The following is a 21,555-nucleotide window of genomic DNA, read 5'->3' as shown; positions in this document are numbered from 1 at the left end:
ATCGTACTTAAAAAATAGGAAAAATGAAAAAGGTATCAAAGATAATAGGCGAGAGACTGTTATTGTTCTTTACAGTTCTGTCTTTAATAATGCCGGGTTGGGCAATGGCTTCAGACATAGAACTGCAGGATAAAAAACTGAAGGTGGTTTTTGATTCCGAAACCGGCGCTATCACCAGGCTGGAGAATGTTCAAACAGGATGGATCATTAACCGGAGAGCGGCATTGGGTATTTCATTCCGGATGCACGCACCCATGCCTGACCGCCGGTTTAACTACATTTATGGGCAAAAACAGCACGCGGTTGTCCATCAAGTATCCGACAGCCAGATCCATTTTGAATGGAGTAATTTAAAAAGTGAAAATGGCGGCGTTTTACCCCTGGTCTTTAGTGCTACGGTAACCCTGGCAGATGGGAAGCTGACTTTTACCGGTAAGCTCATCAATAATTCGGCTCTTACTATTGAAACAATAGATTATCCCTATTTAGGAGATCTGAACGCTCCGGCGAAGAATGCTTCCATAAATGCGCGTACCATGTGGTATGGCAACCTGGAAACAGAGGAGATCTATCCGAATTTTGACAACCGGAAAGGCTACTGGGGCGTTTTTAATCCCACAAAAACAAAAGGGTCTCATCACAGCCTGTATTGTTTACTACAAACATCGGCTAATCAGGGCTTATATGTAGGCGTGCAGGAACCACGGCAGCGGTATTATGTGGAATATACCTGGGAGCAGCATCCGGCCAACCTTAATTCAGTAAGTGGCCTGGTGCCCCGGCCGGATGAGGTAAGCGGCTTAACCGTTAACACGGAGTTCCGTTTGTGTCATTTTGTATTTGCAGCGCCCCATTCAGCAACCGACCTCATTCCCATACTGTTTACACCCTATAATGGCGACTGGCAGGCCGGTGTGGATATTTATAAAGAATGGAGAAAGACCTGGTTTAAAAAACCGAACCTGCCGGCATGGGTAAAGGATGTGCATTCCTGGCTTCAGCTGCAGATCAACTCACCTGAAGATGACTGGCGCGTTCAGTTTAAAGACCTGTACAAATATGGTAAGGAGTGTGCAGACAATGGCGTTACGGGTATTCAACTGGTTGGCTGGAACAAGCTGGGGCAGGATGGCAATGACCCTTCACAGGATTTTGAAGATCATTTGGGAACCTGGAATGATCTGCGTGACGCGATCAAAAAAATTGAAGACCTGGGCGTTCACATGGTGTTGTTCGGAAAAATAAACTGGGCCGATAAAACCACTCCGGCCTATAAAAAAGAATGGTACAAATATGAAGTAAAAGACCCCTACGGAATTCCTTATGAACAAGGCGGCTACAGCTATTACACGCCCACCCAGCTGGCCGGAATCAACAACCACCGCCGAGCCATTATGGATTTTAATGCGCCAGGCTATCAGGAAGCCATCACCAGGGAATTTAAAAAAGTACTTGACCTGAATCCTTCCGGGTGGTTGTTTGATGAGAACTGCCATCACGGACCCGCCTTGTATAATTTTTTCCCCAATGGCTACAAAGGACCGGGGTACATTTATGGCGGGGATATGCCATTGGCGTCGAAGCTGAATGCAATGGCTTTTAAAAGGAACCCGGATTTTTTATTTGCCGGTGAAGGCCAGATGGACTGGCTGTTGCAGAATTACCAGTGCTCCTATTTCCGTATGGGATTGGCCTCAACAGCGGTTGACCGGTATATAGATTCCGAAACCCCGCTGGTGGTGGCCGTTACAGGTATTGATGACCGTGAAAAGCTGAATCTTATTTTGATGGACCGGTATATTATCAGTTATGAGCCTTATAATTTCAAAGGGCATGTAACGGACTTTCCGCTTACCCTGGCTTACGGCAAAAAGATTGATGCATTAAGAAAAAAATACAAAGAATGGGTTTGGAATGCAGAATTCAGAGATGTTCTGGGCGCAACTGTAGGGGCTGACGGAGCGCACCGGTACTCGGTTTTTGTAACAGCCAGCGGCAAAAAGGCAGTAGTGGTGGCCAACTTTGAAAAGGACAGGGGCATTCACGCCCATGTGCGGCTGGAGGGAAAAGAAAGGACACAGTTCAATGTTGTAACGCCCGAAACGCTTACTGCAACCGGCAGCGAAGGAGAGGTAGATATACCGGCCCGCTCTGTGGTCGTATTAATGGAAAAATAAATGTGCCTGCCTGCTCCCTGCTGCTGACAGCATGCTGATCCGTGATCCTGAGCGGTTGCTTCCTACAGGCGGATGTGCCTGAATACAGATTTTTAAAACAACCTCTATTATAAACGACAAATCATTTTAACGCATGAAGCATAAGACAGCTCTGTTACACTTCGCTTTACTGATTCCTTTTTTCAATTTTGCACAGGTTACAACGACGCTGAATAATAACCCTGTAACGGGTTTTGAGCAAATGGCTAAAACAGAGCGCCTGCCGCTCCTCTATCCTTACGGAACAAAAAAAAACCGGATGATCTCTTACGACGCATCCGGTGGTAACGGCTTTGGGCTGTTGATAAATACCTTTAAGAAATATATTGATGAAAACGGGGATGTAGTAATTTTTGATGTTTATGGGCCCGGTTGTTTGTACCGCGAGCAAATGAATATATGGACGGATAATGGAATTGGTAAAATAAGCAAAACGATCCGCATTAAATACTATTTTGATGACGAAACAACACCACGGATAGACGCACCGGTGCTTGACTTCTTTAAAGGGCAGTACGACCCGGTCAGGGAGCCATTTGGTTTTATGAAGATTCATCAGTTCGGAGATGTTTACTATCCCTTTTCCTTTAATAAAAGACTGAAGATCGCTTTATCTGATACGGTTATTACAAGATTGCTGAAGGAAAATAATGACCGCTCCTGTAACTGGTACCAGTTTGACTACCTGACGTTTCCCCAGGATGTGACCGTAAAATCCTGGACAAAAGGAACCGATCCTTATGAAGCCATTACCAGGCAGCAGTGGCTGAATCTGGGACGGGACCCGAAAGCAGCCACCGGAAATGTGGTAAGTGAAAAGTCGGCCCCACTCCCGGCAGGCGCTGCGGCGGTCATCTTTGAGGATACCGGAAAAGCCTCTATCGCCGCCATTGAATTAAAAATGATCCCTTTCAATGAAGCAACATTTTATAATACCAACATTCGTATTTCCTTTGATGATTTAGCAGCGCCGGCCGTTGATATGCCCATCAGCTACTTTTTTGGCGGAGGCGGGTGGAAAGACCAGTTCTATAAGCAAACACTAAAGACCCTGCTATATGGGTTTGATGCCGGTGAAGGAACAGCCTATTGCTATTTTCCCATGCCCTATTTTAAAAATGCAAAGATTGAGATCATCAATAACTCGCCTGTTGATATCGCTGATCTCAGATACAGGATAAGCAGGAAGACCTCCGCTGTGCTGGATTATCCCCGGGGCCAGACCGCCTATTTCATGGCAAAGGTTACAAAAGACTCAACCCCGGGCGGCCAAACCAGGAAGCATTTTATCAAACCCTACCAGAACGCCTTTTCAGAAAGCGGATACGGCCATGTGGAAGCAATTAATATGTTCTCGGGGAACTTTAATGAAGATGGTGATGAATTTACCTATGTGGATGGCAGCAATACGCCTCAGATCCATGGTGCCGGTACAGAGGATGAATTTAACCAGGGATGGTCAGGAGGCCTGTTCCAGGAACCACTGTGGGGGGCTTTAAAAAGCGGTGTAAAAGGCTCCTACAGGATTCATATGAATGAGCCGTACATCTTTTATAACGATATCAACATCCGTTTTGAGGACAATGCCGGCAAATACCCGGGAGATGCCCCGCGCAGAAGATACGGTACTCCTGACTCAATGATACAGACAGAGTTTATGGTATGGTATTATAAAAGCGGAAAAGGCCCTGTGCTGCAGTTATCAGATAGTGTTGATGTAGGGAATGCACAAAGTGAAAAAAAGCACCGGTTTACCATCCGCGGGCAAACATTTTACGGTAAAAAGGAAACCTGTTTCGACAGTTATGAAACGGCAGATAACTATATGCAGATGGAAGATGATGGCAGGGCATACAATCAGTCGATTACGTTCAGGACGGCTGTCAGCAGGCAAAATAAGGGCATCCGGCTTCGTAACAGGATCTACCGTACAGAAAACGGCATTCAGGTAGCCAATGTTTATGTAGACGGGGAAAAACTGCCTCAGCCCTGGTATATTTTAACTTATTCAGAGCAGCATGCCAGGGGCAGGCGCTCCTTTGACGGATGGTTTGAAAGCGAATACGAAATTCCTGCCAGGTACACTAAAGGGAAAGGCAGCGTAACCATTAAGATAGAGCATGTACGTTCCATAAAGAATGAGCTGAATTCCTATTTCCTGAAAGTGTACAGTTATGTAGATAATGATCAAACCAGATAATAAAATGAAGCGCTATCTTTTCCTGTTATTGATAATTCCTGCATTACTTATTCAAATGGCTGATGCTGCTGCACAGCAGCTTACCCGGTATGTCAATCCCTTGATCGGGGCCGGCGGGCATGGGCACGTTTTTGTAGGCGCAAGCGTTCCTTTTGGCGCCGTTCAGGTAGGCCCCTCCAATATATTCAAAGGCTGGGACTGGTGCTCGGGGTATCATTATTCAGACAGTATCATAATCGGCTTTCCGCAAACACACCTGAGCGGAACGGGTGGTTGTGATTTGGGGGATGTGCTGATAATGCCCTTCACAGGCGAAATAAAAACTGATAAAGGCACGCAGGAACACCACCGTACAGGCTACAGTTCCCTGTTTTCCCATTCCACAGAACAGGTACGCCCCGGCTATTATAACGTGGTGCTGGATGATTATAAGATCCGGGTAGAATTAACGGCAACAGAGCGGGTGGGCTTTCATCAATATCATTATCCCGATGATCATAAAGAGGCGCATATCATTATTGATCTGAAGGAAGGTACCGGCGACCGGTCAACGGATGCCCGGCTGCAGTTGCTGAATGATACAACCATTGTAGGCTATCGGTTCTCCAGTGGGTGGGCAAAGAATCAGCAGTTATTCTTTGCCGTTATACTGTCCCGGCCCGTTAGCTCCTTTAATCTTTATAGGAATGATACCTTGCTGAACGGATCATCGGCAAGGGACAAAAACCTTAAGGGCGTGCTGACGTTTCAGCATAACCCGGGCGTGGTAAAACTAAAAGTGGGTATTTCGCCGGTCAATGAAGAAAATGCGCTGGCAAATATCAGGACTGAGATACCACACTGGAATTTTAATGCTATTGTACGGCAGGCCGATGATAAATGGAATAAGGAATTATCAAAGATCGGGATCGAAACGCCGGATACGGCATACAAAAAGATCTTTTATACGGCATTATACCATACAATGATAGATCCGGCATTGTTTAACGATGCCAATAACGATTACCGGGGAACGGATAAGAAGGTATACCGCAAGGCTCCGTTTAAAAATTACACCATCTTTTCCTTATGGGACACTTACCGCGCGTTGCACCCTTTGTACACGATCATTCAGCAGGAAAAAGTGGATGATATTATCAATTCCATGCTCGCCGTTTATCAGCAGCAGGGTAAGCTGCCGATCTGGCATCTGGCAGGTTGTGAAACAAACCTTATGCCGGGCGTCAGCGCTACCCAGGTGGTGGCAGAAGCCTGGCTGAAAGGGTTCCGCGGTTTTGATACCCGGCTGGCATATGAAGCAGTAAAGCATTCTATACTCAGCCAGGATCAATACAGGGGCCTGGGGTATCTGAAAAGCCTGCACTATGTTCCCTATGAAGTAACAAGGGAATCGGTAGCAAGAACAATGGAATATGGGATCAGTGATGGAAGTATTGCATTGATGGCAAAGCAACTGGGGCAGAATGCTGATGATGATCTGTTCACACAACGCTCGAAGTATTATCGCATTCTTTTTGATCCCAAAACCAATTTCTTCAGGGGGAAAGATTCAACAGGTGCATGGAATCCACGGCTGGATCCCTGGAAATCTTCCAGGCCCTGGATCAATGATTATTGCGAAGGCAATGTATGGGAATACACGTGGCTGGCCCCGCAGGATGTGGAAGGCGTCATCGGCCTGCTGGGTGGCGATCAGCAATTTTCGGCACGCCTGGATTCTTTTTTCAATACGCCGTTACCTCCTGATCCTGACGCGCCACCGGATATTGCCGGGTTGGTAGGTATGTATGCGCACGGCAATGAGCCGGGGCATCATAATATCTATTTATATCCTTATGTGGGGCAGCAATGGAAAACAGCAGAAAAGGCTAGGTACATCCTTACAGCATTATACAAGGATGCTACAGATGGTATCAGCGGAAATGAAGATTGCGGTCAGATGTCTGCCTGGTATATTTTTTCATCGCTCGGTTTTTACCCGGTATTCCCTGCCAACGGAGCGTATGTTATAGGAAGCCCCTTATTTGACAAAGTGGTGGTTCACCTGTCAAAAGGAAAAAAGTTCATCATAACGGCGGTGAATAACCAGCCGGCAAATAAATACATTCAAAAAGTAAAACTGAATGGCAAACCCTATCACAAAACGTATATCCTGCACCAGGATATTGTCAGGGGCGGCAACCTTGAATTTGTAATGGGCAGCAAACCCAATAAAAACTTTGGTTCTTTAAAAGAAAACAGGCCTAAATCAGTATATTAAAAAAAAGAGATGATCTATAAGTTATTCAATCAGGCAGCAAAAAGAATAGGTGTACTTATCCCGGCCCTTTTTGTTGCAAGCGCACCGCTATTGGCTCAGGAACGGGGAACGGGTATCTTAACCGGGTTTGAGCAAATGTATAAGATAGAAAGATTACCGCTCCTGTACCCCAACGGCACTAAAAAGAACCGGCTGATCTCCTACGATGCTACCGGCGGAAATGGTTTTGGGCTATTGATGAATACATTCAAAAAATATGTGGATGAAAACGGGGACGTAGTGATCTTTGATGCATACGGACCGGGATGTTTGTATCGTCAGCAGATGAATATCTGGGGAAGTAAAGGGGTCGGAACTTTAAGCAATAGCATACGGATAAAGTATTACTTTGATGAAGAGCAGGAGCCCAGGATCAATGCTTCGGTCAATGATTTCTTTAATGGCGATGATGCCCCGGTAGACACGCCTTTTGCCTTTAAAAGCGCAAAGCAGTTTGCCATTCTGTATTATCCCTTTACTTTTCAGAAGCGGCTGAAGGTGGCCCTTTCAGATACTGCTTTGAAAAGGCTGGTAAAAGAGAATATTGACCAGAGCTGCAATTGGTACCAGTATGACTACCTTACCTATCCTGCCGGCACCCCTGCGGTGACCTGGTCGGCTTCCCGGCCGGATGTTTATAAAAGCAGGGTCAGGGAGCAATGGCTGCACCAGGGGAACAATCCACAGCCTTCAGCAGGTGATCAGGTATCGGAAGGAAAGGTGCAGATAGCGCCGGGAAGCAGTGCTGTTATTTTTGACAAAAAAGGAAAGGCATCCATTGCGGCTATTCATCTGAAACTGGAACCATTCACTGAAGAAACATTTTATCATACCTGTATACGGATGAGCTGGGACAACCTGGCGCAGCCGGCAGTAGATGTGCCGGTCAGCTACTTTTTTGGAGGCGGGGGATGGAAAGATCAATTCAGCAGTAAAGCACTGAGATCGCTGCTTTTCGGATTTGATGCACAGGCGCATTCGTTTTACTGCTATTTCCCCATGCCGTATTTTGAAAAGGCGAAAATTGAAATTGTTAATAAATCTGCTGCTCCGATCGATGAATTAGCTTATGCCATTAGCGTAAAGCCGGCATCCGTTATGAATTACCCTGAAAATAAGACGGGGTACTTTATGGCAAAGCTTACCACCGATTCCTGTTCCGGCGGAGCAAAGGTTGTAGGAGCGCCAAAAGTGTATTCAAAACCTTTTGAAACTGCCTTTAAAGAAACAGGACACGGGCACGTAGTGGCCCTGGAAATGTTTTCCGGTAACTATTGGGAAGATGGCGATGAATTTACATATATCGATGGCAGTAATACACCGCAGATCCATGGCGATGGCACGGAAGATGATTTTAACCAGGGATGGGCCGGGGGCAAATACCAGAAACCGTTATGGGGCGCATTGGAGAACGGCGTAAAAGGAGCATACAGGATTCATCTGAATGAGCCTTATATTTTTTACGACAGCATCGAAATGCGGTTTGAAAATACATTCTCTAAGTACAAAGAAAACAGCCCGCGTGCAAGAATGGGCACATTAGATACCCTTATTGAAACAGAATTTATGGTGTGGTATTACAAGGCAAACACTTCATTTGCGATGCACCAGACGGATAGTATAGATATCGGAAACACAGTAAGTGAAAAACAGCACCGGTTTTCAATCACAGGGCAAACGCGCCGGGAAACCCTTACAGATTGTTTTGACAGTTATGAAAGTGCGGATAATTATTCTGAGAACAAAGACGATGGCAGGGCCTTTAATAAAGCCATTGCTTTCAATGCAGCCATCAATCCCCGGAACCAGGGGGTGCGGTTACGTAATAAGATCAACAGGAAGGGAAATGGGATTCAACTGGCGAATGTATATGTGGATGGTGTTAAAATACCGCAACCCTGGTATATACTCACCTATTCCGATCAGACAGCAAAAGGCAGCCGCTCATTTGACGGCTGGTTCGAAAGTGAGTATGAAATACCGGAGAGATACACAAAGAATAAAAAGAATATCCGGGTCAGGATCGAATATGTCCGTGCTGCCAATCAGGAACTGAATAGTTACTTCATGAAAGTGTTCAGCTATGGCTTATAAAACCGGGTATGATGAAGAGATGATTTAACCATTGAAAAAATAAATAGTTTCGAATGAAAGAGAGCAGGGAATTTTTAAGAAAATTAGGTTACCCGGGAGGAGATCTGTATAACCTTCCCGATTCAGCAAAGCGGTTCCCCGACGGGGCGCAATACCGTATTGAGCTGCCAAGCATAGAAGGGCCAAAGGCACTTGAAGCAACACTGGAAGAAACGGAGCATAATGGTTTGCTGGTGCACCGGGTTTCACAGGGAAGCGGGATCATGCTCCTTTCCGACAATGAGATCAGGTCGATGATTGCCATGTGCGCCGGCCGTGGCATGGAGCTGAGCCTGTTTGTGGGACCACGTGGAACCTGGGATATCAGCGCGCAGCCATTCACACCGGCAGGTAAGGCATCAGGAATCCGTCATGAAGGGGCCGACCAGCTGGTTTATGCCATGGAAGACCTGAAGCGGGGCGCCCGGCTCGGGCTGAGGAGTGCCCTGGTGGGTGATGAGGGGTTGCTGCTACTGACCAGGGAAATGAAACAGGCAGGATTGCTGCCCGTGGATTTTGTCATAAAATGCTCGGTGCAGATGATGGCATCCAACCCCGTTTCAGTAAAGCTGATGCAGGAGCTTGGTGCTGATACCTATAACGTTCCCACTGCGCTTACGTTACCTAAGCTGGCGGCCATTCGGGCGGCGATAGATATTCCTATTGATCTATATGTGGAAGTGCCTGATAACTTTGGCGGATTTATCCGGCTGTATGAAATTGCTGAGTTTATCCGCGTTTTGTCGCCGGTCTATATTAAGTTCGGTCTGAGGAACCATCCGGATGTATATCCCTCCGGCAAACACCTGGAAGCCGTCAATATCGCGCTATGTAAAGAAAGAGTGCACCGCGCTTTATTGGGCATGCAGATGATCGAAAAATATTACCCGGAGGCCGTCACCTCCGGACCCGGGGCTGCAGGCCTGGGAATTCCGGTGCACACAACCCTTTCCTAACAACTATTCAAATACTATTAAAATGATCATTGAACAGCTTACAACTGAACATTATTCGGTACCCTCCCCGTTATTTGCAAAGAATGATGTAACGGATACGACGCATCGTATCCCGTCACTGGAGATTATTGTGACCCGTATGCTAACGGATACAGGCATAGAAGGAATAGGGTATACCTATACCACAGGCCACAATGCATTAACAGTAAAACAGATGATTGAAGAAGAGATCATTCCTGTTTATAAGGACCAGCCTTTACGACAGTATGATTATTTATGGAAAAAAGCATGGTGGCGGACGCATTGGGCCGGCCGCGGTGGTGTTGCAACACTGGCTATGGCGGCGGTTGATATTGGTGTTTGGGACGCCAGGGCCAAAGCAGCAGGCCAGCCGCTTTATAAATTTATCGGGGAGCATCGTAATGGTATACCGGCTTACGGCAGCGGGGTGAATCTTTCTTATTCCCTTGATGAACTGCTGGAAGAAACAAAAGAGCATATGGAAAGCGGGTTTGTGGGCGTAAAGGTAAAAGTAGGCATGCTGGATATTGAAGAAGATGTGGCGCGTTTGCGGGGAGTAAGGAAGCTGGTAGGTAACAGAGCTAAAATTATGGTGGACGCCAATATGGGCTGGCAGATCAATGAAGCCATTATGCGGGCCAACGCCCTGCGGGAAATAGGCCTTGCCTGGATAGAGGAACCGTTTATACCGGAAGATATTGATGCCCACGCCCTTTTGGGAAGAATAACCGGTATCCCCATTGCAGCCGGTGAAAATCTGTATTCCGGATACCAGTTTAATGATTATTTCAAAAAGCAGGCGATGCAGGTGGTTCAGGCAGATGTGGTGCGTTGCGGTGGAATTACAGAATGGTTAAAAGTGGCACATCTTGCAGATGTATACAATTTGCAGATGGCCCCTCACTTTATGGTGGATCTGCATGTAAGCCTGCTTTGCGCCATACCCAATGCCTATATAGCAGAATACCTGCCCTGGTTTCATCCGGTTCAGCTCAATCCCGTTCGTACCACAGATGGTATTTTGCGGCCCAAGGAGCTGCCGGGGCATGGGATTGAATTTGATTGGAAACTGTTAAAACGTTATCAGGTAAAATGAAAACAAACAGAACTAATGCATCAGCTGCATCAAAAATAAAGATCGGCTTCATCGGGTGCGGTGCAGTTGCCGAATTGCATTACCAGGGATTGATGGCTTGCCCTGATGCAGCGCTGGCCGGTATATACGACAGTGATCCCGGTCTGATGAAACGAAGATCCGGTGAATGGAACGTTGCTGCCTTTGAAAGCCTTGGAGCATTACTGAATGATGAAGCAATAAAGGCGGTATTTGTTCTGACCCCTGTTGACAGCCATTACACAAATGCAATGGCTGCGCTGAATGCCGGCAAACATGTACTTGTAGAAAAGCCGGTAGCCGGTGCATTGCATGAAATTAAAGAAATGGCTGCCTTAGCCGAGGCAAAAGGATTGCAGTGCATGCCGGCGCATAATTACATTTATTCTCCGGATATGTACCGGCTGAGGAAGAACATTAAAGAAGGCTGTTTTGGCCGGATCCCGGTTTCCTGGTTCATGTATCATATTCATCATAATGAAGAGCTCTGTGCCCGTTATCCGGGAATCGTCCGCCAGATCGGTACCCATTTGCTCTACACGCACCGGTATTTATTTGGCGAGCCTGCATCCATGACGGCCCATACCACCCGGTTCTTATATCCGCACCTTGATCGCGATGACCAGATGATGCTTACGCTGATGATGCCGGACGGTTCTATGAGCAATCTGTTTGCCAGTTTTGCCGTAACAGATCAGTCCACAAACCCCTGGTCTTTTGTAGTAAAAGTGCTGGGCACCCGGGGAAGCACGCAGCTTTCCTGGCAGGATGTTGTTCTTAATCGCGCGCTGGGTACATTATCCTGTTCATATGGCCGGTATGAGGAAACCTATGAGCACGAGATCCGGTATTTCATTAATGAATGTATACTGGGGGGCACGCCGCCTCTGTCCACTTTATGGGACGCCCTTAAGGTATTGGAAATGGTTATCCGGGCAGAAGAAGATGCCCGGGCAAAAAGGAGGGCCTTTATATGAAAATAGACGCACATCAGCATTTCTGGTCTACAAAGCGGCCAAATGATTATGGGTTCTTAACCCCGGCGGCGGGCGTGCTGTATAAGGAATACCTGCCGGACGATCTGAAGCCCCGCCTGGAAGAAGCGGGCGTTGATTATACCGTATTGGTACAGGCAGCTGAAACGGAAGCGGAAACCCGGTGGCTGCTGGATCTCGCCAGGGGAGCAGACTACATAGCAGGGGTTGTGGGGTGGATTGACTTTGACACCGATCCGGGTACGTTTATACAAAGGTTGAATGCTTTCCGGGCAAATCCCAAATTTATAGGTGTACGGCCTATGTTGCAGGATCTGCCGGATGACCGGTTTATTTTAAGGCCCCGGGTACTGGAAAATCTTCGGACAGTGGCAGCTCTGGATTTTCCGTTCGACATCCTGGTCTATCCCCGGCACCTGCCGCACATTTATGAGATGCTGCAAAAGGTACCGCTGCTCAGAGCGGTGATCGATCATATGGCAAAGCCGGAGATCCGTACGCACGAAATAGCATCGTGGCGCTTCTGGATGCGGAAGATCAGCAGATTCCCGAATGTATGGTGTAAGCTATCGGGCATGGTAACGGAAGCCGATCACAGCAACTGGCAGCAACAGGATTTTGTGCCTTATGTGCAGTGCATGATAAAACACTTTGGCTGCAGGCGCCTGATGTATGGAAGTGACTGGCCGGTGTGTTTACAGGCTGCAACGTATATGCAGGTGCATAACTTACTGGCAGCTGTTTTGGAAGATCTGCCAGAAAAGTTAGAGGATAGAGAGTGGAATGCCGTTTTTGGCAGCAATGCCGCCCGGTTTTACAAATTAAATTTATTGAACCGGTAGCCGGTGAAAAGCTCTGGAGTATCTTCCCGGAGCCTGACGAAGGGTGATTTTTATAATCGAATCATTGTTCAGCAGGCCTGCGCGGCCGGGCTCAGCATGACAATCGTTTTTGACATTTCAGAGGACTTGATCTGCGATCATCCGTGCCTCACCCCAACATTGCTTATGGAACAGGGTTTATTGTTTAAAAGATAGGATTCAATACAGGTAATAATATGAATATAACAGGAGCAAATTTTATAGGATTTAAAAGTAGCGCAGCGGGGAGCAGCACCTTCCGGGCATTTGCCCCCGCTAAGGATGAATATTTGCCGGAAGCCTTTACGATCGCCACAGAAAAAGAGCTGCAATGGGCCGTAAATGAGGCAGCCCGTGCCTTTCAGGCATACCGTGCACTGTCTTATGACCGGCGGGCAGCATTTCTTGATGCCATTGCCCGGGAAATTATGGATCTGGGGAATGTGCTCATAGAAAGATGCTCGGCAGAGACCGGCCTTCCTGTTGGCAGGCTTACTGGAGAGCGGAAGAGGACCTGTGACCAGTTGCAGCTTTTCGCAAAATTATTACGGGATGGCTGGTGGGTGGATGCGCGCATTGATAAGGCGCAGCCGGAGCGCCAGCCTTTACCGGCGCCAGACATCAGAAGAATGCTCGTTCCTCTTGGACCGGTTGCTGTATTCGGTGCCGGCAATTTTCCTTTGGCGTTTTCCACAGCCGGCGGTGATACGGCATCTGCATTGGCCGCAGGCTGTCCGGTGGTGGTCAAATCCCATCCCTCGCATCCCGGTACCAATGCATTGGTGGCGTCGGCCATCATCAGGGCTGCACAGCAAACAGCAATGCCTGAAGGCATTTTCTCATCGCTGTCCCTTTCTCATGAGCAGGCAATACAACTGGTACAGCATCCGGGCATAAAAGCGGTTGGATTTACCGGTTCGCGAAGGGTAGGTATGGCGTTGTTTCATGCAGCGGTAACACGTGCCGAGCCGGTACCTGTATATGCTGAAATGAGTGCCGTGAATCCTGTTATTTTATTTGAAGGCGCACTGCGCACACAAAAGGAAAAGATCGCAAAAGGGCTTTCAGGTTCCGTTACAATGGGCGCCGGTCAATTTTGTACCAAGCCTGGTTTGGTAATAATGAAGGAAAGTAATGCCTCAAAAAGTTTTCTGGAAGAGTTTGCAAAGTGTATCAATACTGTATTACCGGCCACTATGCTCAGCAAGGCAATTTACAGCGCCTATTCTGCAGGGGTAACCTCCTGGCAAAATACTGCTGGGATCACTTCATTGACAACGCCGGAAGAAAGCAGTTATGAACCGTATCAGGCACCGCCGGTGGCATGTACTGTAAGCGGGCGCATTTTTCTTGCAGACAAAAAATTCTCTGATGAGGTCTTTGGCCCTGCCACGCTTATTATTCATTGTAAAAATGAAGAAGAGCTGAAAAATGTGCTGCAATCCCTGGAAGGCCAGCTTACTGCCACTATACATGCTACAGCGGAAGATGAAGAAGACCTGAAACCGGTAACCGATATAATTATTCAGAAGGCCGGCCGCATCATTTATGGGGGGTATCCTACCGGTGTCGAAGTTTGCCATGCCATGCAGCATGGCGGCCCTTTCCCGTCCACAACAGATGCCCGGTCCACGTCGGTGGGAACAGCAGCCATTTATCGTTTTGTAAGGCCGGTAGCGTACCAGGATTTTCCGGATCATTTGCTGCCTGAAGCCCTGCAAAATGCAAATCCGTTAAATATACTTCGCCTGGTGGATGGCAACTGGACAAAAGATCCGGTGCAGCAGGTAGAAGTAAACAGGGGATCCGGAAAAGATATATAATAATAATTACAGCACTTAAAACAGATCGTATACAATCGCAGAAGAACAGGCTTGTTGTGTTGTGCTGCTATCAGGCCTGCAATCATTAATCGTAAAAGGTATGAAAAAACTGAGTCCTGATTTTTTTGCCCGGCTTGCTTTACCGGTATTGATCTTAATAGCTTCAGGGGCTGTTGCCAGCGGGCAGGGCGCACATTCAGCACCATCAGTGGTAGAGGTAAATGTCAGCGATGCACCCGGGTTCAGGGTGCCGGCTGATTTTACAGGTATCAGTTTTGAGGCAGATGCCGCCTTACCTAACCACCGGGGTGTGAAAGGATACCTGTTTTCTTCAGCAAACAGGCAATTGATCCGTCTTTTTGTCAACAGCGGTATACGGATCCTTCGCGTTGGCGGCGGCACGGTTGATATCTATCCTGAGGCGGCTCATGATCGTGCAGCCATTGACAGTGTCTTTAGTTTTGCCAGGGCTGCCGGAATAAAAGTAATCTATTCGCTGCCATTGCTCAATGCCAACGATACGGCTGATGCCCTTACTGCCAAATATATCTGGACGCATTACAGGGATTATCTGGTCTGCTTTTCTATTGGAAATGAGCCGAACTGTCCGCCTTATAAAGAGGCCCCGGTAGGTGCAATAAAGACATACCGGCAATACATCGCGGCCTGGAAGACCTTTGCTGCCACTATTTTAAAAGCAGTTCCCGGCGCCAGGTTTGCCGGGCCTGACTCGGGCGGGTGGGACTGGACGGAAGAATTTGCCAGGGATGAGAAAGGCTCCGGGCGGATCACTATGATCACGCACCACCAGTATCCCGGGGGCAGGCCGGTGGTTCATAATGTACCGCTGACAGCACAGCAGGCCATCGACAGTATGCTGTCTCCCAAATGGCTGACAGGGGAGTACCCTTACATCTATGCCCATACGGGGGAGAAAGTGGCACCATATGGTTTTTCCTGCCGGATGACCGAAGCCAATGATTACCTGGGCGGCATTGCAGGCGCAAGCAATGCCATGTCATCGGCCCTCTGGGCATTGGACTATATGCACTGGCAGGCCGCCCGCGGACTGATCGGCATTAACTTTCACAACAACCAGTGGTTAAAAACCTGTACCATTTACCAGGGGCCTTCCGGAGAGCTCCTGGCTAACCCCAAAGCCCATGCCATCAGAGCGTTTGACCTGGTGAGCGGCGGGCGCACAGAACCTGTAACCATCTCCAATCCCACCGGAGTGAATCTGACCGCTTATGCGATTAAGGGCAATCGCTATCTTTACATTACCATTATTAATAAAGAACATGGCGCCGGGGCGCGTAATGTATATGCCACAATCTCAGCGAAAGGTTTTACAGGCGGAAAAGCTTCTGCTATGTTCCTTACTGCGCCAGGTAACGATGCCGGCGCAACAAGCGGGATCACACTTGGTGGTGATTCCATCACAAACAACCGGCCCTGGAAGGGACAATGGACCAGCCTCGGAACGGAGCGTAATGGCCGGTATAACGTAAACCTGGCGGTAAGCTCTGCTGTAATTGTTCGGTTGCCATTATACTGATTATACCTTAATTATGAAAAAATTATTTTTTAGTATTCTTTTATCCGCCATGTGCACCCGGGCTGTTTCCGGCTCTTTGAAGCAGGAAACAATAAGCAAAACAACAGCTGCTTTGGGAGTGCCGCAAGCAGGACGTATTGAGAAAGTCGGACCGGGAATATGGAAAGTTACTTTTGGGTCTCCGGAAAAGATCCGGCCTGCCGATTTCAAAAAAGAAGCCTGTTGGGAAGGTTTAAAAAAGCTCCCTGATTCCAATAAACCACCAATAGCTTTGGATGCTGTTCTTTTTAACCAGACCGAAAAAGGGGCGTTGGCCCGCCTGAAACTGGAATCTTCAGAGCGGATCTATGGTTTTGGCCTGCAGGTAAATACTTTTGAGCAGCGCGGCCTTCGCCGTGATATCCGTACCAACAGCTGGACAATCGGCAACATCGGGTTCAGTCATGCACCCATGCCATTCTATATTTCTTCAAAAGGATATGGATTGCTGATAAATACTTCCCGCTATGTTACTTTCTATATGGGGGCGCAACATAAGCTGGAACAATCGGTAGCGCTGAAACAAACGCTGAAGGAAGGGCCCGGTGAAGACGCATCATCACCTGCAGCGCTTTATGACCGGCACTATGAGCCCTCCGATGATGTTGAGATTTTGGCAGATGGGACCAAAGGAATGGAATTGTATGTATTTGAAGGCCCGGGAATGCGTGAGGTTGTTGAACGGTACAATCTGTATTCCGGTGGCGGAGCCATACCTCCGCTTTGGGGGCTGGGACTCAAATACCGGGCAAAAAGCAATTTTACTGCTGCTGAGGTAATCAACTTCTCCGGATATTTCCGAAATAACCATATTCCGTGTGACATGTTAGGGCTGGAGCCCGGATGGCAGTCAGCAGCTTATTCCTGCTCATACAAATGGAATGAAAAGAATTTTTCAAATCCCGACAGCTTGTTAGAAATAATGCAGGGCATGAATTATAAATTAAACCTGTGGGAGCATGCCTATGTGCATCCGACTTCGCCGATTTTTGACAGCATCCTTCCTTATTCAGGCGATTATGCTGTATGGAAGGGCGCTGTTCCGGATTTTGTAACCTCCGAAGCCAGGCATATTTTCGGGGGATATCATAAGAATGCATTTATTGATAAAGGTATTGCGTCATTCAAACTGGATGAATGTGATGCTGCTTATTACGACAAGGCTCAGGGGGAATGGAGCTTTCCGGACATTGCACGGTTCCCTTCGGGCATTGACGGGGAACAGATGCGGCAGTTGTTTGGACTGCTTTACCAGAAAACATTATCTGACGAATTCAGGAAAGTTAATCGGCGAACGCTTCTGGATGTAAGGGCTTCCGGCCTTTTTGCTGCTCCTTATTGTTCTGTTCTCTATTCTGATATGTATGATCATTCTGATTTTGTCCGGATGATCGTAAATTCCGGGTTCTCAGGTTTAAACTGGTCGCCCGAGGTACGGCAAACCGGCTCCGATGCTGACCTGATACGTAGGTTACAAACAACGGTTATGGCTTCGCAAATGGTGGTGGATTGCTGGTTCCTGAAAAACCTTCCCTGGTACCAGTATGACAGGGAAAAAAACAACCGGGGCGAATTTTTACCTAATTACAGGGAGCTGGAACAAAAAGCAAAGAATTTGATTGAGCTGAGGATGCGCCTGATCCCCTACCTGTATGCTGCATTTGCCAGGTATCATTTTAATGGCACGCCTCCGTTTCGCGCTTTGGTGCTTGACTATCCGGACGATCCGGGTGTATGGAAAACAGATGATGAGTATATGATGGGAGATGCCATTCTTTGCGCCCCGTTTATAGACGGTGCTTCATCCCGCAAGGTATATCTTCCGGCCGGCACCTGGTATGATTTTAACACAGGAAAAAAATACCAGGGAGGGAAAGAATATGCCATAAGCATGTCGCTCGATCAGATACCTATGTTCGTTAAAGACGGAACGATTCTGCCCCTTGCCAAGCCGGTTGAATACATTACACCCCGAACTACTTTTGCTTTGAAATGTCGTATATACGGTACTCCGGGTGCCCCCGTCCGGTTGTTTGAAGATGATGGACACACCTTCAATTTTGAAAGGGGCGCATTCAATTGGGTTAGCCTGGCCTGGAACAGGAGCCGGGTTCAGCTCAAGCGTTCAGGAAATTTTAAAGGATCCCTGTATAAGGTTACCGGATGGGAGGTGATCAAATAACCAGGAGCGCGTCCCCGGGGCATTTTAAGCGATTAAGATAGTATCAAAGTTGGATTAGATAATAGTGGCTATTGCCACCCATTGGCAGACGGCTGCCGCCGGAAATATGGTCAGGCCCGGTTACAGGATAATGCCCCGTTCTGCGTATAAGACTACTGATGATCAAAAATATGCCTTATTCAAAAAAGTGATTGCAGCCCCGGATGGTGTTTGGGAATCTATACATGCATTTAAATAATAAATGGCAAATACATGCTGGAAAAATTGCAACAGGAGGTCTTTGAAGCAAACAGGCTACTTCCGGAGTACGGATTGGTAACATTTACCTGGGGTAACGTTTCAGCATATGATAGCGCTACCGGGCTGATGGTGATTAAACCTTCCGGAGTGCCTTATGATACGATGAAGACAGCGGATATGGTAGTGCCGGATGAGGCAGGGAAAATGGTAGAAGGAACCCGTAAACCGTCGTCCTGTACGCCTGCCTACCTGTACCTGTATCGCAGTTTCAGGAACGTACGAAGCCTTCTGCACACCCACTCTCATTGGGCTGCTGTTTTTGCGCAGGCCGGAATACCTATACCGGTTTTAGGAACAACACATGCAGACTATTTTGCAGATGAAGTGCCCGTAACACGTCTTATGATCCCGGGTGAGATCCATGCCGGCTATGAATCAGAAACGGATAAAGTAATTGTGGAGCAGTTTGAGAATAAGAACTCTGATATGATTCCGGGGGCATTGGTTCACTCCCATGGGCCGTTTACCTGGGGCCGGAATACTGTTGAAGCAGTGCTTAATGCCGTTGTATTGAAAACAGTAGCCCGAATGGCGTTTCATACGCTGGCTTTAGAGGGTAACAGGGTAAAAGCCATTTCCCCTGATCTGCTGAAAAAACACTTTTTCAGGAAACATGGTGCGGGGCCTGTTACGGCCAGGTTTAAAGCAGGAGTGCCAGGCGGGGAACTGGTAAAAACGATTGCTTTATTCTTTCTTAAAAAAAATAATAATAAATGAAAACTTATTTGGTTCTGGTATGCCTGGTTGCAGCAGCAGGCGGGTTTCTTTTTGGATTTGATACCTCTGTCATTTCCGGCGTCATTGAGTATCTGGTGCCGAAATTTGAATTAAATGAAATTCAAAAGGGGTGGACGGTTGCCTGTATATTGGTTGGTTGTATGATCGGCAGTGGTCTTTCCGGGAGGATCAGTACAAAATATGGCCGGAAAAAGGCCCTGATGTTTGCCGCTGTTATTTTTTTTATCTCTTCTTTGGGCTGCGCTTTTTCAAATACGTATATGGTGTTTATCGTAAACCGGCTGATTGCCGGTATTTCTGTAGGAGCCGCTTCCACCCTGGCCCCGGTATATATTGCGGAGATATCGCCGGCCAGGCACAGGGGAAAACTATTGACCCTTAACCTGATTGCGATCATCCTGGGTCAAACCGCTGCCTTCTTTTCCAATTATGCCTTGCAGCAGGTGGGCGGAACCGATAACTGGAGATGGATGATCGGAATAATGGCTGCCCCTTCAGTGCTCTTTCTGGTGTTCCTGTTCTTTGTTCCGGAAAGCCCCCGCTGGCTGGTGGAAAAGAAAAGGGATAAAGAAGCGCTGTTGGTACTTGAACGGCTGAATACAAAAGCTGTAGCGCAATCCGTAATTACAGAAATAAAGGATTCTTTGAAATCTTCGCCCACTATTAAACCGGGCGCGCTGTTCAAAGGAACCATTTTAAAGATCCTTGTAGTAGGCTGCCTTTTAGCTGTTTTTCAGCAGGTCACGGGTATAAACATCATTATGTATTTTGCACCGTCTATTTTCAAGGCAGCTGATTTTGGTCAAAGCGCCGCTTTATTCCAAACTGCAATAATTGGCGTGGTCTATCTGATTGCTTCGCTGCTGGCTTTTTTATTTATTGACCGGATCGGCCGGAAACCATTAATGATTGCTGGTTCCATTGGCATGGGAATATCCCTTATTTTTTTGGCGCTGACTTTTGTTACAAAGCATACCGGAGGATCCTGGGTAATGTTCTGCATTATGGGCTTTATTGCTTCCTTTGGCTTTTCGCTGGGTCCTGTTGTTTGGGTACTCATTCCGGAAATATTTCCTAATCAATACAGGAGTGAAGGGGTGGCCCTTTCTGTTTTTGTTATGTGGGTCGCTAACTTTTTGGTTACAGTCACTTTCCCCATCTTATTAAAAGAAATGCAGGGCTATGCATTCTTTATCTATGCCGCTATGTGTATATTATCTGCGCTGTTCTCCGTTACCATGCTAAGGGAAACAAAAGGTAAAACACTTGAGGAGTTAGAGGAGCTATATGAAAAATGAATTTCCCAGGCGGCTCTTTGTGCCTTATTGTGATCAATAGCACCGGACTCGCCGTATCAATTCATATTACCGCAAGAATTTATCAGCTCCTTTTATACAGCCTGAAGAATATAGCCCGTAAAAAACTATAAAAGCTAAAAAAAATAGTTGCTGTTAACCAGCACAAAGGGTGGCGGTTTAATTCGTTCACCCTTTTTTAAGCTTTATAAGTTACTGCCTGAATTTTCCCCGGCAAACAGAATTTTGAAGAATCAAACCATCTGTTTACATTTGCAACATTGTTGCATACATGTGAATCAAAATGGGAGAACGATCAAATGATAATGTGATACTTTTATTAAAAAATAAGGGATTATCCGTTACCTATTCCCGCAAACTGCTCCTGGAGACCTTTCTGGCTACTAACGTTGCTGTCAGTCAGCTAAAGTTATGTAAGATCTTTAACGGCCAGCTGGACAAAGCTACTATCTACAGAACGCTCCGGCTTTTTGTGAAGAAAAAGCTATTGTACGTGGTTCCTACAACAGACCTGAGTATTGCATATGCTTTCTATGCAGACCAGTCTGCATCAACACTGAACGGGCATTCCCATTTTATATGTGAGAAATGTAATAAAACTTTTTACCTGAACGGGGTAAACATCCCCCCGATCAGCTTACCGCCGCATTTAAACGTAACCAGATCCGAAACTTTCATTTACGGCATCTGTAATGAATGTAAAAAAAGCAGGCAGTCAAAATTGATCAATCCGTAGACAATTCTTTTAAATTTTTACTGCAATTCCCCGCTTTAAAAAACCAGAAAAAATTTTGACACATAGTTG

The 21,555-nt window shown here is 47.0% G+C and carries 14 protein-coding genes; all 14 read left to right on the top strand.

What is annotated here, in order from left to right:
* Window positions 1-23 precede the first annotated feature (23 nt).
* The 14 genes from A8C56_RS18740 to A8C56_RS18675 all read left to right on the top strand — a co-directional run bounded on the left by A8C56_RS18740 (window position 24) and on the right by A8C56_RS18675 (window position 21,486).
* Window positions 24-2,177, top strand: a complete 2,154-nt coding sequence (locus A8C56_RS18740) for a hypothetical protein (RefSeq protein ID WP_157098037.1) — start codon at window positions 24-26, stop codon at window positions 2,175-2,177.
* A gap of 133 nt (window positions 2,178-2,310) precedes the next feature.
* Window positions 2,311-4,416 carry a DUF2961 domain-containing protein gene (locus A8C56_RS18735; RefSeq protein WP_067759455.1) on the top strand — a complete coding sequence of 702 codons (2,106 nt, stop codon included), beginning with the start codon at window positions 2,311-2,313 and terminating at the stop codon, window positions 4,414-4,416.
* Between the two features lie 4 nt (window positions 4,417-4,420).
* Window positions 4,421-6,676 carry a GH92 family glycosyl hydrolase gene (locus A8C56_RS18730; protein ID WP_067762273.1) on the top strand — a complete coding sequence of 752 codons (2,256 nt, stop codon included), beginning with the start codon at window positions 4,421-4,423 and terminating at the stop codon, window positions 6,674-6,676.
* A 9-nt stretch (window positions 6,677-6,685) separates the two neighbouring features.
* Window positions 6,686-8,809, top strand: a complete 2,124-nt coding sequence (locus A8C56_RS18725; protein WP_067759453.1) for a DUF2961 domain-containing protein — start codon at window positions 6,686-6,688, stop codon at window positions 8,807-8,809.
* 53 nt (window positions 8,810-8,862) lie between these two features.
* Complete coding sequence (locus A8C56_RS18720; RefSeq protein WP_067759450.1) at window positions 8,863-9,804, top strand: U32 family peptidase; 942 nt, start codon at window positions 8,863-8,865, stop codon at window positions 9,802-9,804.
* Window positions 9,805-9,826: 22 nt separating this feature from the next.
* Complete coding sequence (locus A8C56_RS18715) at window positions 9,827-10,921, top strand: mandelate racemase/muconate lactonizing enzyme family protein (protein ID WP_067759446.1); 1,095 nt, start codon at window positions 9,827-9,829, stop codon at window positions 10,919-10,921.
* Window positions 10,918-11,916 carry a Gfo/Idh/MocA family protein gene (locus A8C56_RS18710; RefSeq protein WP_067759444.1) on the top strand — a complete coding sequence of 333 codons (999 nt, stop codon included), beginning with the start codon at window positions 10,918-10,920 and terminating at the stop codon, window positions 11,914-11,916. Before A8C56_RS18715 ends, A8C56_RS18710 begins: the two co-directional genes overlap by 4 nt.
* Complete coding sequence (locus A8C56_RS18705) at window positions 11,913-12,776, top strand: amidohydrolase family protein (protein ID WP_067759441.1); 864 nt, start codon at window positions 11,913-11,915, stop codon at window positions 12,774-12,776. Before A8C56_RS18710 ends, A8C56_RS18705 begins: the two co-directional genes overlap by 4 nt.
* Window positions 12,777-12,991: 215 nt before the next feature.
* On the top strand, window positions 12,992-14,617 hold the full coding sequence (locus A8C56_RS18700; RefSeq protein WP_067759439.1) for an aldehyde dehydrogenase (NADP(+)): 1,626 nt from the start codon (window positions 12,992-12,994) through the stop codon (window positions 14,615-14,617).
* A gap of 100 nt (window positions 14,618-14,717) precedes the next feature.
* On the top strand, window positions 14,718-16,175 hold the full coding sequence (locus A8C56_RS18695) for a glycosyl hydrolase family protein (RefSeq protein WP_067759436.1): 1,458 nt from the start codon (window positions 14,718-14,720) through the stop codon (window positions 16,173-16,175).
* Window positions 16,176-16,188: 13 nt separating this feature from the next.
* Entirely contained in the window at window positions 16,189-18,396 is a 2,208-nt protein-coding gene (locus A8C56_RS18690) for a glycoside hydrolase family 31 protein (protein WP_157098036.1), read from the top strand.
* Window positions 18,397-18,648: 252 nt separating this feature from the next.
* Window positions 18,649-19,413 carry an L-ribulose-5-phosphate 4-epimerase AraD gene (gene araD, locus A8C56_RS18685; protein ID WP_067759433.1) on the top strand — a complete coding sequence of 255 codons (765 nt, stop codon included), beginning with the start codon at window positions 18,649-18,651 and terminating at the stop codon, window positions 19,411-19,413.
* Entirely contained in the window at window positions 19,410-20,732 is a 1,323-nt protein-coding gene (locus A8C56_RS18680; RefSeq protein WP_067759430.1) for a sugar porter family MFS transporter, read from the top strand. The genes araD and A8C56_RS18680 overlap by 4 nt, the downstream gene beginning before the upstream one ends.
* A gap of 301 nt (window positions 20,733-21,033) precedes the next feature.
* On the top strand, window positions 21,034-21,486 hold the full coding sequence (locus tag A8C56_RS18675) for a Fur family transcriptional regulator (RefSeq protein ID WP_067759427.1): 453 nt from the start codon (window positions 21,034-21,036) through the stop codon (window positions 21,484-21,486).
* Window positions 21,487-21,555: the final 69 nt, after the last annotated feature.

Source organism: Niabella ginsenosidivorans, from assembly GCF_001654455.1.
Lineage (GTDB): Bacteria > Bacteroidota > Bacteroidia > Chitinophagales > Chitinophagaceae > Niabella > Niabella ginsenosidivorans.
Note: the sequence above shows the minus strand (reverse complement) of the source record. Positions and strands in the feature narration are given on the sequence as shown.

Coding starts and splice junctions, on each gene's coding strand:
- A8C56_RS18725 (WP_067759453.1), top strand. CDS start 6,686: ATGATCTATAAGTTATTCAATCAGGCAGCAAAAAGAATAGGTGTACTT.
- A8C56_RS18740 (WP_157098037.1), top strand. CDS start 24: ATGAAAAAGGTATCAAAGATAATAGGCGAGAGACTGTTATTGTTCTTT.
- A8C56_RS18735 (WP_067759455.1), top strand. CDS start 2,311: ATGAAGCATAAGACAGCTCTGTTACACTTCGCTTTACTGATTCCTTTT.
- A8C56_RS18705 (WP_067759441.1), top strand. CDS start 11,913: ATGAAAATAGACGCACATCAGCATTTCTGGTCTACAAAGCGGCCAAAT.
- A8C56_RS18730 (WP_067762273.1), top strand. CDS start 4,421: ATGAAGCGCTATCTTTTCCTGTTATTGATAATTCCTGCATTACTTATT.
- A8C56_RS18715 (WP_067759446.1), top strand. CDS start 9,827: ATGATCATTGAACAGCTTACAACTGAACATTATTCGGTACCCTCCCCG.
- A8C56_RS18680 (WP_067759430.1), top strand. CDS start 19,410: ATGAAAACTTATTTGGTTCTGGTATGCCTGGTTGCAGCAGCAGGCGGG.
- A8C56_RS18710 (WP_067759444.1), top strand. CDS start 10,918: ATGAAAACAAACAGAACTAATGCATCAGCTGCATCAAAAATAAAGATC.
- A8C56_RS18700 (WP_067759439.1), top strand. CDS start 12,992: ATGAATATAACAGGAGCAAATTTTATAGGATTTAAAAGTAGCGCAGCG.
- A8C56_RS18675 (WP_067759427.1), top strand. CDS start 21,034: ATGGGAGAACGATCAAATGATAATGTGATACTTTTATTAAAAAATAAG.
- A8C56_RS18720 (WP_067759450.1), top strand. CDS start 8,863: ATGAAAGAGAGCAGGGAATTTTTAAGAAAATTAGGTTACCCGGGAGGA.
- A8C56_RS18695 (WP_067759436.1), top strand. CDS start 14,718: ATGAAAAAACTGAGTCCTGATTTTTTTGCCCGGCTTGCTTTACCGGTA.
- A8C56_RS18690 (WP_157098036.1), top strand. CDS start 16,189: ATGAAAAAATTATTTTTTAGTATTCTTTTATCCGCCATGTGCACCCGG.
- araD (WP_067759433.1), top strand. CDS start 18,649: ATGCTGGAAAAATTGCAACAGGAGGTCTTTGAAGCAAACAGGCTACTT.